Genomic DNA, 14,179 nt, shown 5'->3' on the forward strand with positions numbered 1-14,179 from the left:
GTGTAATGCCGTTCGATGCTGCCCGTTACTTCATGCTGCTACCTGATGCCGTGTCGTGTCGCGTGCATTCGTGCGCTCATGGCGCCGCGGCCGTCGCCGAGAGCGTCCATTGCGCGACGAGGTCGGGCAACTGCCGCATGTCCTCGAACACATGACGCGCGCCCGCCGCGTGCAATCGATCGATCTGCGCATCGCTCGCATGACCGCCGCCGATAAACCCCAGCACCGCCATGCCCGCCGTGGCCGCCGCCGTGACGCCGGTCACGCTGTCCTCGACGACGAGGCACGCACCCGGCGCGAGCCCGAAGCCTTGCGCCGCCGCCAGATACACGTCCGGCGCGGGCTTCGGATTCGGCACCGCATCGGCGCAGAACAGCCGCTCGCCGAAGAAACGCTTCAGGCCCGTGCGCGCCAGCACCGTCTCGACGTAGGGCCGGAAGCTATTGCTCGCGCAGCCTTTGACGAGCGGCACCTGGGTCAGCGCCATCTCGATGCCGTCGACGGCGGGCGCCTCGATCGCCGCCGCTTCGACCGCGCGGCGGATCGCATCGATATCGTCGGCGCCGAGCTGTTTGCCGAGCTGAGTCGCGGTGTCCTGCAACACGCGCTCGATGCGCAGCCCGAGCAGCGGCAGCACGACCGGCGCGGCGTCGATGCCGGGCCAGCGCGCCTCGAGTTCGCGCACCAGCATGCGCGCGGCCACCGCTTCGCTGTCGATCAGCACGCCGTCGCAATCGCAGATCAACGCATAGCGCACGATGCCCGGGCCAGCCGTCATTTGACGGCCCCGAACGTGAGCCCGCGCACCAACTGCTTCTGCGACAGCCAGCCGACGATCAGGATCGGCGCGACCGCCAGCAACGAAGCGGCCGACAACTTGGCCCAGAACAACCCTTCAGGACTCGAATACGACGCAATGAACACGGTCAGCGGCGCCGCGTTCGAGCTCGACAGGTTGATGCTCCAGAACGCCTCGTTCCACGACAGGATCACGAGCAACAGCGCGGTCGACGCGAGCCCGGGCAGCGCCATCGGCATCAGCAGATAGACGATCTCCTGCCACGTCGCCGCGCCGTCGATGCGCCCGGCTTCGAGAATGTCGCGCGGAATCTCGGCGAAGTACGTGAACGCCATCCAGACCGCGATCGGCAGATTGATCAGCGTGTAGACGATGATCAGGCCCGACACGGTATCCAGAAGGCCGCTGTTTTTCCACAGCAGATAGATCGGCACCAGCACGCCGACCGACGGCATCATCTTCGTCGACAGCATCCACAGCAGCACTTTCTGCGTGCGGCGCGTCGGGAAAAACGCCATCGCGTACGCGCACGGCACCGCGAGGATCAGGCACAGCAGTGTGACGCCGACCGAGATCAGTATCGAGTTCCACGCGAACGCGAAGTAGTTGCTACGCGCGAACACCTCGCGGAAGCTGTCGAGCGTCGGCACGAAAAACAGCGACGACGCATAGGCCTGCTGCTCGGTCTTGAACGCGGTGATCGTCATCCAGAAGATCGGGAAGAACAGCAGCAGCGCGACGAGCCACGCGATCACGCCGGGAATGCCGCGACGAATCGTGTCGAACGGCGATTTGGTCGGCACCGCGACCGGCTGCGTCGTCGATGCCGTAGTGGAGGCAACGTGGCTCATTTTTCGTACTCCCCTTTCAGGTTCTTCGCGAGCATCCGCACGAGGAAGATCGACACGATGTTGGCCAGCACGACCGCGAGAATACCGCCCGCCGAGGCGAGACCGACGTCGAACTGTTGCAGGCCCAGCGCGAAGATCAGGTACGACAAGGTGGTGGTCGCGTTGCCCGGACCGCCGCCCGTGGTCGTATAGATCTCGGCGAAGATCGACAGCAGGAAAATCGTCTCCATCATCACGACGACCGCGATCGCACGTCGCAGGTGCGGCAGCGTGATGTAGAAGAACATCGAGAACGGACCGGCGCCGTCGATCTTCGCGGCTTCCTTCTGCTCCTGGTCGAGCGACTGGATCGACGTGAACAGGATCAGGAACGCGAACGGCAGCCACTGCCACGCGACGATCATGATCACCGCGGTCAGCGGATAGTCGGCGAACCAGTCGATCGGCTGCATGCCGAGTGCCCGCATGCCCTGCGCGACGAGGCCGTACACCGGGTGCAGGATCATGTTCTTCCAGATCAGCGCGCTGACCGTCGGCATCACGAAGAACGGGCCGATCGCGAGCAGGCGTGCCACGCCCTGCCCGTAGAACTTGCGGTCGAACAGGATCGCCATCAGCACGCCGCCGCCCACGGTGATCACGAGCACCCACACGATCAGCTCGATCGTATGCGCGATCGACGGACCGAACGACGGATCGGTCGCGAGATAGCGGTAGTTGTCGAGACCTGCGAAGCCGCGCAGATCGGGATTGAGCAGGTTGTAGTGCGAGAACGAGAACCAGATCGTCATCGCGAGCGGAATGACCATCCACAGCACGAGCACGCCGACCGACGGCGCCACGAGCCAGCGGGCCGAATTGGCCTTACGCTCCTCGCGTTCTTTTTCTGTCTGGGGATGGGTTTGCATCAGAGGTAGGCGCAAAGGACGCATGATGGACCACCTGTTCGGTAATGCGCGGAGCGTTCGCCGGAGCCGCGTATGTGCGACGCGGCGTGCCGTGCCTGAATGGCGCACGACACGCGCCGCATCGCATCGGGCGCAGACGAACGGCCGCCCTGCTGCATGAGCCGCATCGGTCGATGCGGCGGCCTGCCGGGTTACTTCTGATAACCCGCCTGCTTGACCGCGCGATTCGCGGCCGCGTTGCCGGCCTCGAGTGCCTGGTCGACCGTCATCTGACCGGCGATCGCGCCGGAGATGCTCTGCCCGACCACCGTGCCGAACGACTGGAATTCGGGAATTCCGACGAACTGCACACCCGTGTACGGGACCGGCTTCAAGGTCGGATGATCCGGGTCGGCGGTCTGGATCGCCTTTAGCACGAAGTCGCCGAACGGCGCGGCCTGCTTGTACTCGGGGCGCGCGTAGGTGGACTCGCGCGTGCCCGGCGGCACCGAGGCCCAGCCCTCATCCTTCGCGACCATTTCAATGTACTCCTTCGAGGTCGCCCACTCGATGAACTTCTTCGCCGCATCTTGCTGCTTCGACGACTTCGGAATCGCGAGCGCCCAGGCCCACAGCCAATGCGAGCCCTTCGGCGTGACCTCGATCGGCGCGGCGGCGAAGCCGACCTTGTCGGCGATCTGCGACTGCTGCTTGTTGTACAGCATGCCGGCCGCGACCGTCGCGTCGATCCACATCGCGCACTTGCCCGACGACATCAGCGTCAGGTTTTCGTTGAAGCCGTTCGAGCTCGCTCCCGGAGGGCCGTCCTTCCTCAGCAGATCGACGTAGAACGTTATCGCCTTCTTCCATTCCGGCGACGTCAGCTGCGCGTGCCACTTCTCGTCGAACCAGCGGCCGCCGAAGGTGTTCACGACCGTCGTGGCGTACGCCATGTTCTCGCCCCAGCCCGCCTTGCCGCGCAGGCAGATGCCGTATTGCTCCTTGGACTTGTCGGTGAGCTTGTCGGCGAATTGGCCGATCTGGTCGTAGGTCGGCTGGTCGGGCATCTTCAGGCCGGCCTTGTCGAACAGATCCTTGCGGTAATAGGTCATCGAGCTTTCGACGTAGAACGGCAGCGCGTACAGCTGGCCGTTCGCGGACAGACCGTCGCGGGCCGTCTTCACGACGTCGTTGAGGTCATAGCTCGCCGGCAGGTTGGTGATCGGCGCGAGCCAGCCGCGCTTGCCCCATTGCGGGGTTTCATACGCGCCGATCGTCATTACGTCGAACTGGCCGCTGCCGGTCGTGATGTCGGTCGTCGCGCGCTGACGCAGCACGTTTTCCTCGAGGATCACCCAGTTCAGCTTGATGTCCGGATTCGCTTTTTCGAACGCGGGCGACAGCTTCTTCAACTCGATCATGTCCGGATTGTTCAGCGTCGCGATCGTCACCGTCGCCGCCGATGCGCTCAGCGCGAAGCAGGTGGCCGCGCCGGCACCGGCCGCCTTCAGCGCGAATTTGAAAGCTGGTTTCATCGTTGTCTCCTTTCTCGTACGTTATGTGATGCTGCGTTCGTTTGACGGAATGACGCGCCGCTCGGAGCAGTCAACGTGCCCGCTCCCTGCTCTTTATTCAGCTCATCCAGTTACCGCCGTCGACGTTCAGCGTCTGCGCGGTGATGTAGTCGGCATCGGCCGACGCGAGGAACAGCGCGGCGCCGGTCAGGTCGTCGGGCACGCCCATGCGGCCGAGCGGCACGGCCTCGCCGACGAGGCGCTTCTTCTCGCCGAGCGGCCGGTTCTCGTAGCGCGCGAACAGCGCGTCGACCTCGTTCCACATCGGCGTGTCGACGACGCCCGGCGCGATGCCGTTCACATTGATCTTATGCGGCGCGAGCGCGAGCGCCGCGGACTGCGTATAGCTCAACACCGCCGCCTTGGTCGCGCAGTAGTGCGACACGAGCGCCTCGCCGCGCCGCCCGGCCTGCGACGACATGTTGATGATCTTGCCGCCGCGGCCCTGCTCGACCATCTGCCGCGCGACCGCCTGCATCAGGAAGAACATGCCCTTCACGTTGACCGCGAACAGGCGGTCGAACACGTCCCAGGATTCGTCGAGGAGCGGGCGCATGTCGAAGAGCGCCGCATTGTTGAACAGGATGTCGATCTGGCCGAAGCAGCCGAGCGTGCTCGTGACGATGCGCTCGATGTCCTCGCGGCGCCGGACGTCGGCGCTGACGCTCAACACGCGCTCGCCGTAGATGCCGCGCAGCGCGCCGCCGAGGCTGTCGGTCGGCTTCACGTCGACCAGCACGCAGCGCGCGCCCTCGTCGAGATAGCGCCGGGCTACCGCTTCACCGATACCGCTGGCCGCGCCCGTCAGAATGGCGACTTTGTCCTGCAATCGTGCCACTGCCTGTCTCCGCTTCGTTTTTACATTTTGGCGCGCGGTGAGCGAACGCGCATCACGCGAACAATTGCTCGGCTAGTGATCGAATGATCGGATACGGACCGGATCATGTCAAGGCACGCGGACGAATTTCGATGGTGCAGCGCGGCAGGAGCGAGCCGATTGCGCCACGGGTCGCCACGACGCGTTCGCTGCGTGCCGCCGTGCGAAGATTCGCGCCGCTGACAAAAAATCGCGCTACGTTATATCATTTCGACCTTGCAGCCCGCTCGGGGCCGCCATGTCAGGAGATTCACGCCGATGACTACCTCGCTCGCCGAACAGCACGCCATGCGGCTCGCGCATGCGGACGCGCACGCTGCGGCGCAGGGGCTCGCGCTGACGCCGCTGCGCCGCCAGGTGTACGCGGCGATCGTCGCGAGCGAGCGGCCGGTCGGCGCGTACGAGTTGCTCGACGCGCTCGCCCCCGAGCGCGGTCGCATGCCGCCGACCACCGTCTATCGCGCGCTCGACTTCCTCGTCGCGCACGGCTTCGTGCACCGGATCGAATCGAAGAACGCGTTCGTCGCCTGCTGCGAAATCGGCGTGCCGCATCGCAGCCAGTTCCTGATATGCGACGGTTGCGGCGCGACCGTCGAGATTCCCGGCGACGAGCTCGCCGACCGCCTGTCGCACAGCGCACCCGCGCATGGCTTCGAGGTGCATCGTCAGGTGATCGAGCTAAGTGGACTGTGCGGACCATGTGCGCGAGCGGCGAAGCCTGGCGGCGCCGGCGGCGCAGCAGGCACTTCGTCCTGATCAGGCGCGCGGCGCCGCGCTAAGCGCCACCCTGTATTTGGCCTTGCCACCGCGAGTGGCTGATTCAACTCTCACCCAGCAGGAAACAACGATGAAAACAATCGGCTTGATGTTGTCCAGAGCGCACCGCGCGCTGAAGCGTTCGACGTCTGTGCGCACCCTGTACACCTGTCTGCTCGCGATCGCGGCGCTCGGCTTCGGCCACAACGCGTTCGCCGCCGACGCGAAAATTCCGGTCGTCGCCGCGGAGAACTTTTATGGCGACGTGGTCCGGCAACTCGGCGGCGATCGCGTCGACGTGACCAGCATCCTCAGCAACCCGGACCAGGACCCGCATCTGTTCGAAGCGAGCCCGGCCACCGCGCGCGCGTTGCAGCACGCGAGCCTCGTCGTCTACAACGGCGCCGACTACGATCCGTGGATGGCGAAGCTGCTGGCCGCGTCGAAAGGCGCGCATCGCACAGTGATCGTCGCGGCCGACCTCGTCGGCAAAAAAGGCGGCGACAATCCGCACCTGTGGTACGACCCGGCGACGATGCCGAAAGTCGCGCGCGCGGTCTGCGACGCACTCAGCGCTGCTGACCCGGCGCACAAGCCGGCGTACGATGCGAACCTCGCGAAGTTTCTCGATTCGCTGAAGCCGATCGACGCGAAGGTCGCCGAGCTGCACGGCCGCTATGCGGGCTTGCCGGTCACGGCGACGGAGCCGGTGTTCGGCTATATGTCTGACGCGATTGGCCTCGCCATGCGCAACCAGCGCTTCCAGCTCGCCACGATGAACGACACCGAAGCGAGCGCGGCCGATATCGCCGCGTTCGAACGCGATCTGCGCGAGCGGCGCGTGCGCGTGCTGATCTATAACAGCCAGGCCACCGAGGCGCTGACCAAACGCATGCTGAAGCTCGCGCAACAATCGAAGGTACCGACGATGAGCGTCACCGAAACCCTGCCGCCCGGCAAGACCTATCAGACGTGGATGCTGACGCAGCTCGATGCGTTGCAGAAAGCGCTCGCGGCGGGTGACACGAACGGCGCGATTGGCGCGACCAGCGCGAACGCGCAAGGAAAGGCTCCATGATTCCGACTGGCCATCAAACGCCAGCAGGTGCGCAATCAGGCGCACCCACCGCGCGCGGCGACCGGCCCGTGCTCGAACTCGACAACGCGACGCTCGATCTGGGCGGCCGCACGATCCTGCGCGATACCAGCTTCGTCGTGAACCAGGGCGAGTTCATCGGCGTGCTCGGGCCAAACGGCGCGGGCAAGACGACGCTGATGCGCGCGGTGCTCGGCCTCGTGCCGGCCGTGGGCGGCGCGATCCGCGTGCTCGGGCAGACGGTCGAGCGCGGCAACGCGTCGATCGGCTATATGCCGCAGACGCGCAGCGCGCTCGCCGGCCGTCGCGTGCGCGGCCGCGATCTGGTCGCGATGGCAGCCGATGGTCATCGCTGGGGCTTGCCGCATGCGGATGCAAAAACGCGCGCGGACGTCGATCGGGTGCTCGAGCTCGTCGACGGGACGAATCTGTCGAAGCGGCCACTGTCGGAGTTGTCGGGCGGCGAACGGCAGCGGCTCCTGCTCGCGCAATGCCTGCTCGGCAATCCGAAACTGCTGCTGCTCGACGAACCGTTGATCAGTCTCGATCCGCATCACCAGAAGAGCGTCGTCGAACTGGTGCGGCGCGTGCAGCAGGAGCTCGGCATCGCGGTGCTGTTCTCCGCGCACGAACTCAATCCGCTGCTGAACTCGATCGATCGCGTGCTGTATCTCGGCAGCGGCGTCGCGGCGCTCGGCACCGTCGACGAAGTGATCACGCGGCCGGTGCTGTCGCGTCTGTACGGCTCGCCGATCGACGTGATGCGCGTGAACGGCCGCATCTTCGTGATGTCGGGCGGCGTCGAAGTCGAGAAGCACGATCACGAGCACGAACACGACGAGGACGGCGGACATACGCATTCGCACGGCCACTCACACAGTCGCCCAAACCCGCACGACTTACGCGACGGACACACGCACGATGTTTGAATACGATTTCATGGTGAACGCATTCGCGGCCTCGGGGATCGTCGCGGTGCTGGCCGGCGTGGTCGGCTATTTTCTCGTGATGCGCGGACAGACTTTCGCGGGCCACGCGCTGTCGCACGTCGGCTTCACCGGCGCGACCGGCGCGGTGCTGATCGGCATCTCGCCTATCTGGGGGATGATCGGCTTCACGCTCGCGGCCGGTGTGGGCATGGGCGCGCTCGGCGAACGGCTCGCCGGCCGCGACGTCGCGATCGGCGTAATCCTTTCCTTGTCGCTCGGCTTTGGGCTGCTGTTTCTGCATTTCTTCACCGCCTACGCGACGCAGGTGACGGCGCTGCTGTTTGGCAACGTGCTCGGCGTCAATGCAGCGACGCTCGGTGTGCTCGCGGCGTTGGGCGTCGTCAGTCTGGCCGCGCTCGCGGCCATCATGCGGCCGCTGCTGTTCGCGTCGCTGCAACCGGAGCTGGCCGAAGCGAAGGGCGTGTCGCTGCGCCGCGTGTCGGTGCTGTTTCTCGCGATCGCCGCGCTGGCCGTCGCCGCTTGCACGCAGATCGTCGGCGTGCTGCTCGTGTTCACGCTGATGGTGGGGCCGGCCGCCGCCGCGCAGAACCTGAGCACGCGGCTGTCGACGGGTCTCGTGCTCGCGGCCGTGTTCGCGCTCGCGCAGGCGTGGCTCGGGCTGACGCTCGCGTTCTATACCGATTGCCCGACGAGCTTCTGGATCACCGCGCTGTCGGCGGTGGTGTATGGCGGGAGTCTGTTGAAGCGGCATTGAGCGGCGCTTACGCCGATCACACGAAAAAACGGCGGCACGTGACGTGCCGCCGTTTTTTATTTCATCCCGCGCTACCCGACGTTTTCAGCCGAGCAACACCTTCGCATGATGCGCGAGATGATCCTCGACGAACGTCGAGATGAAGTAGTAGCCGTGGTCGTAACCCGCATGCCGGCGCAACGTCAGTGGCTGCCCCGCGGCCTTGCACGCCGCTTCGAACACGTCGGGATTGAGCTGCGTGGGCAGGAACTGATCCGCGAGCCCCTGATCGACGAGAATCCCTTCCGCGAACTTGTGCGTCGCGTGCGAAACCAGCTCGCTCGCGTCGTACTGCTTCCACGCTTCGCGGTTCTCGCCGAGATAACCGCTAAACGCCTTCTCGCCCCAGGGACAACGCATCGGCGCCGCGATCGGCGCGAACGCCGACACCGACCGATAAATGTCCGGATTGCGCAGCGCGAGCATCAGCGCGCCGTGGCCGCCCATCGAATGACCGAAGATGCCGAGACGCGCGCCATCGATCGGCAGGTTCGCAAGCGCCGTTTCGCGCAGCTCGTCGCGCACATACGAGTACATGCGGTAGTTCCGCGCCCACGGCTGCTCGGTCGCATCGACATAAAAGCCCGCGCCGACGCCGAAGTCCCACGCATCGCTCTCGCCTGGCACGCCCGCGCCGCGAGGGCTCGTATCCGGCGCGATCAGCGCGATGCCGGGCCGGGCCGCGAAGCGCTGCGCGCCGGCCTTGATCGCGAACGTCTCTTCGGTGCAGGTCAGCCCCGGGAGGTAGAACAGCGCGGGCACCTTCGCATTGCCCCGCAACGCCTGCGGCGGCAGATAGACCGAGAAGCGCATCGGCAGACCGATGGTGCGCGACTCGTGCCGGTAAAAGCGCTGCTCGCCGCCGTGGCAGGCGTGCGACGATAGTAGTTCGAGCATCGCGACGCTCCTCGCTTAGTAGAGCACGACCGAGCGGATCGACTCGCCCTTCTTCATCAGCTCGAAGCCCTCGTTGATGCGCTCGAGCGGCAGACGGTGCGTAATCAGATCGTCGATATTGATCTTGCCTTCCATGTACCAGTCGACGATCTTCGGCACGTCGGTGCGGCCTCGCGCGCCGCCGAACGCCGAGCCCTTCCACTCGCGGCCCGTCACCAGTTGGAACGGCCGCGTGCTGATCTCCTCGCCCGCCGCCGCGACGCCGATGATGAACGACTGCCCCCAACCCTTGTGCGTGCATTCGAGCGCCTGGCGCATCACCTTCACGTTGCCGATGCATTCGAACGAGTAGTCGGCGCCGCCGTCGGTCAACTGCACGATGTGATCGACGACGTTCTCGACTTCGTTCGGGTTGATGAAGTGCGTCATGCCGAACTTCTTCGCTAGCTCGACGCGGCCCGGGTTGAGATCGACACCGATGATCTTGTCCGCGCCGACCATCTTCGCGCCTTGAATCACGTTCAGCCCGATACCGCCGAGCCCGAACACCACCACGTTCGCACCCGCCTCGAGCTTCGCCGAATACACGACCGCGCCGACGCCGGTCGTCACACCGCAGCCGATGTAGCAGATCTTGTCGAACGGCGCGTCTTCACGCACCTTCGCGACCGCGATCTCCGGCACGACGATGTAGTTCGAGAACGTCGACGTCCCCATGTAGTGAAACAGCGGCTTGCCATCGAGCGAGAAGCGCGAGGTCGCGTCGGGCATCAGGCCTTTGCCCTGCGTCGCGCGGATCGCCTGGCAGAGATTCGTTTTGCGCGACAGGCAGAACTTGCACTGACGGCATTCGGGCGTGTAGAGCGGAATCACGTGATCGCCCTTCTTCAGCGTGCCGACGCCCGGCCCGACATCGACGATCACGCCCGCGCCTTCGTGGCCGAGAATCGCCGGGAAGATGCCTTCGGGATCGGCGCCCGACAGCGTGTAGTAGTCGGTGTGGCAGATGCCCGTCGCCTTCACTTCGATCAGGACCTCACCGGCGCGCGGACCTTCGAGATCGACTTCCTCGATCGTCAACGGGGCGCCGGCTTTCCATGCGATTGCTGCTTTGGTCTTCATCGTCAATGCTCCTGTGAGTCCGTGAGTCCGTGAGTGCGTGAATGCGAAATGGCATCGCGTGCCGGCGACTACGTGGCGCGCGAAAAGCGTCATGGTATTGCATAGTGCGTGAAGGCTGCGTCGCCGATGGCTGCGCTCGGCACCGTGTTCAACGCCCTCGCTGTCACTGCGCTTCGCACGGCGCGCTACCACCGAACCACGGCTCGACCCGGACATACAGATCGACGAAGCGCGCATAGCGTTCAGCAAGCGCCGCATCGCCTCGTGGACCCGCGACGCGCGTCGCGCCCGGCGCGAGCGCGGCGAGATCGCGCGTCTGCCAGTGGCCGCACGCGAGACCGCCGAGGATCGCCGCGCCGCGCGGCGCCGCGTTCGGGCAATCGACCGCATGCAGGTCGACGTCGAGCGCATCGGCGAGCAGTTGTCGCCAGCGCGCATCGACGGAGCCGCCGCCCGCGAGCTTGAGCGCCGTCACCGGCGCGCCGCTCGCGCGAATCGCGTCGAGCCCCGCGCGCAACGAGAACGCGACGCCCTCGAACGCGGCACGCATCATCGCGCCGCGCGTATGCTCGAGCGACAAACCGAGCCAGCCGCCGCGCGCCTGCGGGTTCAGCCACGGCGTGCGCTCGCCGGTCAGGTACGGCAGGAAGCTCAGCGTCGACGCCACTTCAGCGGCGGCATGAGCGCTTGCATCAGCCGCATCGTCAAATGCCTCTCGGTAAGCCTCCGCCCACCCAAACGACAGCCACCCGCGCACCCGCTCCAGCGCGATGCCGACGTTCTGCATCGCCGCCATCCGATACCAGTGATCGCTCGCCGCGCGATAGCGATGCAAGCCCTTCAGCGGCGCAGGCTCGTCGTTCGCGAGCACGACGATCTGTCCGCCGGTGCCGGTCGTCAGCAGCGCGTCGCCGTCACGCACGAGTCCGCTGCCGAGCGCCGCGCACGGCGTATCCGCGGCGCCGGTGGCGAGCACGATACCGGCCAGTAAGCCAAGTGCCTGCGCGGCCTGCGGCGACAGCGCGCCCGCCGCCGCATACGACGGCGCCACAGGCGCGAACCACTCGGGCGGAATCTCGAGGCGTTGCAGAAGCGCCGTGTCCCACGCGCCGGCGGGATCGGCGAGCGCGGTCGCGCACGCGTCGGACGCATCGGTCACGCACGCGCCGCCGAGCGCGACGCGCAGCCAGTCCTTCGGCTGCAGCGCCCAGCGCGTGCGGCGCGCGGCATCCGGCTCTTGCAGCACGAGCCAGCGCAGCAGCGGTCCGGCCATGCCGGGCGCGACCGGATTCGGTTGCGGCTCGGGCCACGCGTCGAGCATGGCGAGCGCGCGTGAGTCCGGCCACAGCATGGCGCGCCGCACCGCTGCGCCGTTTGCATCGAGCAGCACGACGCCGTGCATCTGGCCAGAGAAGCCAATCGCGCGCACGCCGTCACGCAGCTCGCGCGGCAGGCCCGCCATCGCATGGACGAGCGCGTTCCACCAGGTCTCGACGTCGATTTCGGCCCAACCCGCGTGCGGCGTAACGAGCGCATAAGCGACGCTCGATACCGCCTGCTCGCGTCCATGTTCGTCGACGATTGCCGCTTTCAGGGAGCCGGTGCCGAGGTCGATGCCGAGAAAACTCATGAGCGCAGGGACGTTGAAACGAGGTGAAGAAGGAGCCAGCGAGACTGGCGACGAAGTGGGAAAGCGAAGCTCAAGGGCGAAGCTGCACAGACGCCGCGAACGTTGAACAAACGGCTCGGAAAACACGCGAAAAAAACCATTCGCGGGTTAACCCCGCCGTGCTGCGAGCGTCATCAAAACAGGACTATGCGTGAAGCGTGATACACGTCATTGATTCTCACACATATCCCCTCGCGCGACGAACCCGCGCCGCGCACGCCATGCACCGCCCGCGGCCCCCACTGCATAGGGTTCTCTGGCGTCCGACGGCCGATCCGTCCCACGCGTGGCTTTAATTTGCCTTTCAAAACAGGTCTCTGCATATCGTCGCCGGGAATGCCGGAATAGCCACGTATGGTCTTGTTGCGACTTTTCGTCCCCGATACCTTGGAGTCATCCCAAAACGAGATGGTGGAGACAGACGATATGCAAGCGAACACGGTTCACCCGTGCGACGAGCGCCTACCGGCGGGCCAGTTGCTCACTCTCGGCATCCAGCACGTGCTGGTCATGTACGCTGGCGCGGTCGCGGTGCCGCTGATCATCGGCGCGGCGCTGAAGCTGCCTAAAGACCAGGTCGCCTTCCTGATCAGCGCCGATCTGTTTTCCTGCGGCATCGCCACGCTGATCCAGACGCTCGGACTGTGGATCTTCGGCATCCGCCTGCCCGTCATCATGGGCTGCACGTTCGCGGCCGTCGGCCCGATGGTCGCGATCGGCACCAATCCTTCGCTCGGCATCCTCGACATCTTCGGCTCGACGATCGCGGCCGGCGTGATCGGCATTCTGCTCGCGCCCGCGGTCGGCAAGCTGTTGCGCTTCTTCCCGCCGGTCGTGATCGGCGTCGTGATTTCGGTGATCGGCCTGTCGCTGATGGAGGTCGGTATCAACTGGGCGGCCGGCGGTGTCGGCAATCCCGACTACGGCAATCCGGTATATCTCGGCCTGGCGCTGCTCGTGCTGACGCTGATCCTGCTGATCAACAGGTTTGCCAGGGGGTTCGTCGCCAATATCTCGGTGCTGCTCGGCATCGTCGCGGGCTTCGCGATCGCGCTGATGCTCGGCCGCGTCAACCTGGACGGCGTCATGCACGCGCCGTGGGTCGGCTTCGTGATGCCGTTCCACTTCGGTCTGCCGCACTTCGATCCGCTGTCGATCGCGACGATGGTCACCGTGATGTTCGTCACGTTCATCGAATCGACCGGCATGTTTCTCGCGGTCGGCGACATGGTCGATCGTCCGGTCGATCAGAAAACGCTGGTGCGTGGCTTGCGCGTCGACGGTCTCGGCACGCTGATCGGCGGCATCTTCAACTCGTTCCCGCATACGTCGTTCTCGCAGAACGTCGGGTTGATCGGCGTGACCGGCGTGAAGAGCCGCTTCGTTTGCGCGATGGGCGGCGTGATCCTCGTGCTGCTCGGCCTCTTCCCGAAGATGGCGCAGGTGGTCGCGTCGGTGCCGGCGTTCGTGCTCGGCGGCGCGGGCATCGTGATGTTCGGCATGGTCGCGGCGAACGGCATCAAGGTGCTGTCGCGCGTCGACTTCGTGAGGAATCAGCACAACCTCTTCATCGTCGCGGTCAGCATCGGGCTCGGCCTCGTGCCGGTCGTCTCGCCGCACTTCTTCTCGCAACTGCCGCCGGCGTTGTCGCCGCTGCTACATAGCGGGATTCTGCTCGCGTCGGTGTCGGCGGTCGCGCTGAACCTGATCTTCAACGGCGTGAAGAGCGAGAAGATGGCGAAGAGCGAGCTTCGCCGCGCCGGGCACGATCTCGACGCCAGCGCGGGCGGCGCACCGCAGAGCAACGAGATGCTGCGGGCGGCGGATCTGCATTGAGCTTTTGATGCAGCGATGATGCGGCGAGCGGCACCGAACGCCGCGAATCAACAAAAACGCCACGGCATGCCG

Annotated in this window: 13 protein-coding genes; 5 read left to right on the forward strand and 8 right to left on the reverse strand. The window is 65.7% G+C overall.

Features of this window, described 5'->3' with window-relative positions; genetic code table 11:
• Positions 1 to 76: 76 nt before the first annotated feature.
• The 5 genes from F6X40_RS20475 to F6X40_RS20495 form a co-directional block, all read right to left on the reverse strand.
• Positions 77 to 778 carry an HAD family hydrolase gene (locus F6X40_RS20475; protein WP_187609898.1) on the reverse strand — a complete coding sequence of 234 codons (702 nt, stop codon included), beginning with the start codon at positions 776 to 778 and terminating at the stop codon, positions 77 to 79.
• A complete protein-coding gene (locus tag F6X40_RS20480) occupies positions 775 to 1,650 on the reverse strand; it encodes a carbohydrate ABC transporter permease (RefSeq protein WP_184006437.1) in 876 nt (291 codons plus the stop codon). The genes F6X40_RS20475 and F6X40_RS20480 overlap by 4 nt, the downstream gene beginning before the upstream one ends.
• Positions 1,647 to 2,582, reverse strand: coding sequence for a carbohydrate ABC transporter permease (locus tag F6X40_RS20485; protein ID WP_090801682.1), 936 nt, complete (start codon positions 2,580 to 2,582; stop codon positions 1,647 to 1,649). Before F6X40_RS20485 ends, F6X40_RS20480 begins: the two co-directional genes overlap by 4 nt.
• A 167-nt stretch (positions 2,583 to 2,749) precedes the next feature.
• Positions 2,750 to 4,072, reverse strand: coding sequence for an ABC transporter substrate-binding protein (locus F6X40_RS20490; RefSeq protein ID WP_187629013.1), 1,323 nt, complete (start codon positions 4,070 to 4,072; stop codon positions 2,750 to 2,752).
• Positions 4,073 to 4,169: 97 nt separating this feature from the next.
• Positions 4,170 to 4,949, reverse strand: a complete 780-nt coding sequence (locus F6X40_RS20495; RefSeq protein WP_184066470.1) for an L-iditol 2-dehydrogenase — start codon at positions 4,947 to 4,949, stop codon at positions 4,170 to 4,172.
• 297 nt (positions 4,950 to 5,246) lie between these two features.
• Between F6X40_RS20495 and F6X40_RS20500 the strand changes: the two genes are divergently transcribed.
• From F6X40_RS20500 to F6X40_RS20515, 4 genes are all read left to right on the forward strand, one after another.
• Positions 5,247 to 5,744: a Fur family transcriptional regulator gene (locus F6X40_RS20500; protein WP_187629014.1), complete on the forward strand. Its 498-nt coding sequence runs from the start codon at positions 5,247 to 5,249 to the stop codon at positions 5,742 to 5,744.
• A 91-nt stretch (positions 5,745 to 5,835) separates the two neighbouring features.
• Positions 5,836 to 6,822, forward strand: a complete 987-nt coding sequence (locus F6X40_RS20505) for a metal ABC transporter solute-binding protein (protein WP_187629015.1) — start codon at positions 5,836 to 5,838, stop codon at positions 6,820 to 6,822.
• Positions 6,819 to 7,769 carry an ABC transporter ATP-binding protein gene (locus F6X40_RS20510; RefSeq protein ID WP_187629016.1) on the forward strand — a complete coding sequence of 317 codons (951 nt, stop codon included), beginning with the start codon at positions 6,819 to 6,821 and terminating at the stop codon, positions 7,767 to 7,769. Before F6X40_RS20505 ends, F6X40_RS20510 begins: the two co-directional genes overlap by 4 nt.
• Positions 7,762 to 8,544: a metal ABC transporter permease gene (locus tag F6X40_RS20515; protein ID WP_090801692.1), complete on the forward strand. Its 783-nt coding sequence runs from the start codon at positions 7,762 to 7,764 to the stop codon at positions 8,542 to 8,544. The genes F6X40_RS20510 and F6X40_RS20515 overlap by 8 nt, the downstream gene beginning before the upstream one ends.
• 84 nt (positions 8,545 to 8,628) lie before the next feature.
• On the opposite strand, the gene fghA is transcribed toward F6X40_RS20515, so the two are convergent.
• The 3 genes from fghA to F6X40_RS20530 form a co-directional block, all read right to left on the reverse strand.
• Positions 8,629 to 9,480 carry an S-formylglutathione hydrolase gene (gene fghA, locus F6X40_RS20520; RefSeq protein ID WP_187629017.1) on the reverse strand — a complete coding sequence of 284 codons (852 nt, stop codon included), beginning with the start codon at positions 9,478 to 9,480 and terminating at the stop codon, positions 8,629 to 8,631.
• A 15-nt stretch (positions 9,481 to 9,495) separates the two neighbouring features.
• Positions 9,496 to 10,602 carry an S-(hydroxymethyl)glutathione dehydrogenase/class III alcohol dehydrogenase gene (locus F6X40_RS20525; RefSeq protein WP_187629018.1) on the reverse strand — a complete coding sequence of 369 codons (1,107 nt, stop codon included), beginning with the start codon at positions 10,600 to 10,602 and terminating at the stop codon, positions 9,496 to 9,498.
• A gap of 163 nt (positions 10,603 to 10,765) precedes the next feature.
• Entirely contained in the window at positions 10,766 to 12,232 is a 1,467-nt protein-coding gene (locus tag F6X40_RS20530; protein ID WP_187629019.1) for a xylulokinase, read from the reverse strand.
• Positions 12,233 to 12,697: 465 nt separating this feature from the next.
• Between F6X40_RS20530 and F6X40_RS20535 the strand changes: the two genes are divergently transcribed.
• Positions 12,698 to 14,107 (forward strand): nucleobase:cation symporter-2 family protein, encoded by a 1,410-nt coding sequence (locus tag F6X40_RS20535; protein ID WP_187629020.1) that lies wholly within the window; start codon positions 12,698 to 12,700, stop codon positions 14,105 to 14,107.
• Positions 14,108 to 14,179: the final 72 nt, after the last annotated feature.

This window comes from Paraburkholderia sp. UCT31 (assembly GCF_014397655.1).
Lineage (GTDB): Bacteria > Pseudomonadota > Gammaproteobacteria > Burkholderiales > Burkholderiaceae > Paraburkholderia > Paraburkholderia tuberum.

Bases quoted from the DNA above. Each gene is read 5' to 3' on its own strand.
- F6X40_RS20490 (WP_187629013.1), bottom strand. From the start codon at position 4,072: ATGAAACCAGCTTTCAAATTCGCGCTGAAGGCGGCCGGTGCCGGCGCG.
- F6X40_RS20515 (WP_090801692.1), top strand. From the start codon at position 7,762: ATGTTTGAATACGATTTCATGGTGAACGCATTCGCGGCCTCGGGGATC.
- fghA (WP_187629017.1), bottom strand. From the start codon at position 9,480: ATGCTCGAACTACTATCGTCGCACGCCTGCCACGGCGGCGAGCAGCGC.
- F6X40_RS20505 (WP_187629015.1), top strand. From the start codon at position 5,836: ATGAAAACAATCGGCTTGATGTTGTCCAGAGCGCACCGCGCGCTGAAG.
- F6X40_RS20500 (WP_187629014.1), top strand. From the start codon at position 5,247: ATGACTACCTCGCTCGCCGAACAGCACGCCATGCGGCTCGCGCATGCG.
- F6X40_RS20510 (WP_187629016.1), top strand. From the start codon at position 6,819: ATGATTCCGACTGGCCATCAAACGCCAGCAGGTGCGCAATCAGGCGCA.
- F6X40_RS20485 (WP_090801682.1), bottom strand. From the start codon at position 2,582: ATGCGTCCTTTGCGCCTACCTCTGATGCAAACCCATCCCCAGACAGAA.
- F6X40_RS20475 (WP_187609898.1), bottom strand. From the start codon at position 778: ATGACGGCTGGCCCGGGCATCGTGCGCTATGCGTTGATCTGCGATTGC.
- F6X40_RS20535 (WP_187629020.1), top strand. From the start codon at position 12,698: ATGCAAGCGAACACGGTTCACCCGTGCGACGAGCGCCTACCGGCGGGC.
- F6X40_RS20480 (WP_184006437.1), bottom strand. From the start codon at position 1,650: ATGAGCCACGTTGCCTCCACTACGGCATCGACGACGCAGCCGGTCGCG.
- F6X40_RS20525 (WP_187629018.1), bottom strand. From the start codon at position 10,602: ATGAAGACCAAAGCAGCAATCGCATGGAAAGCCGGCGCCCCGTTGACG.
- F6X40_RS20530 (WP_187629019.1), bottom strand. From the start codon at position 12,232: ATGAGTTTTCTCGGCATCGACCTCGGCACCGGCTCCCTGAAAGCGGCA.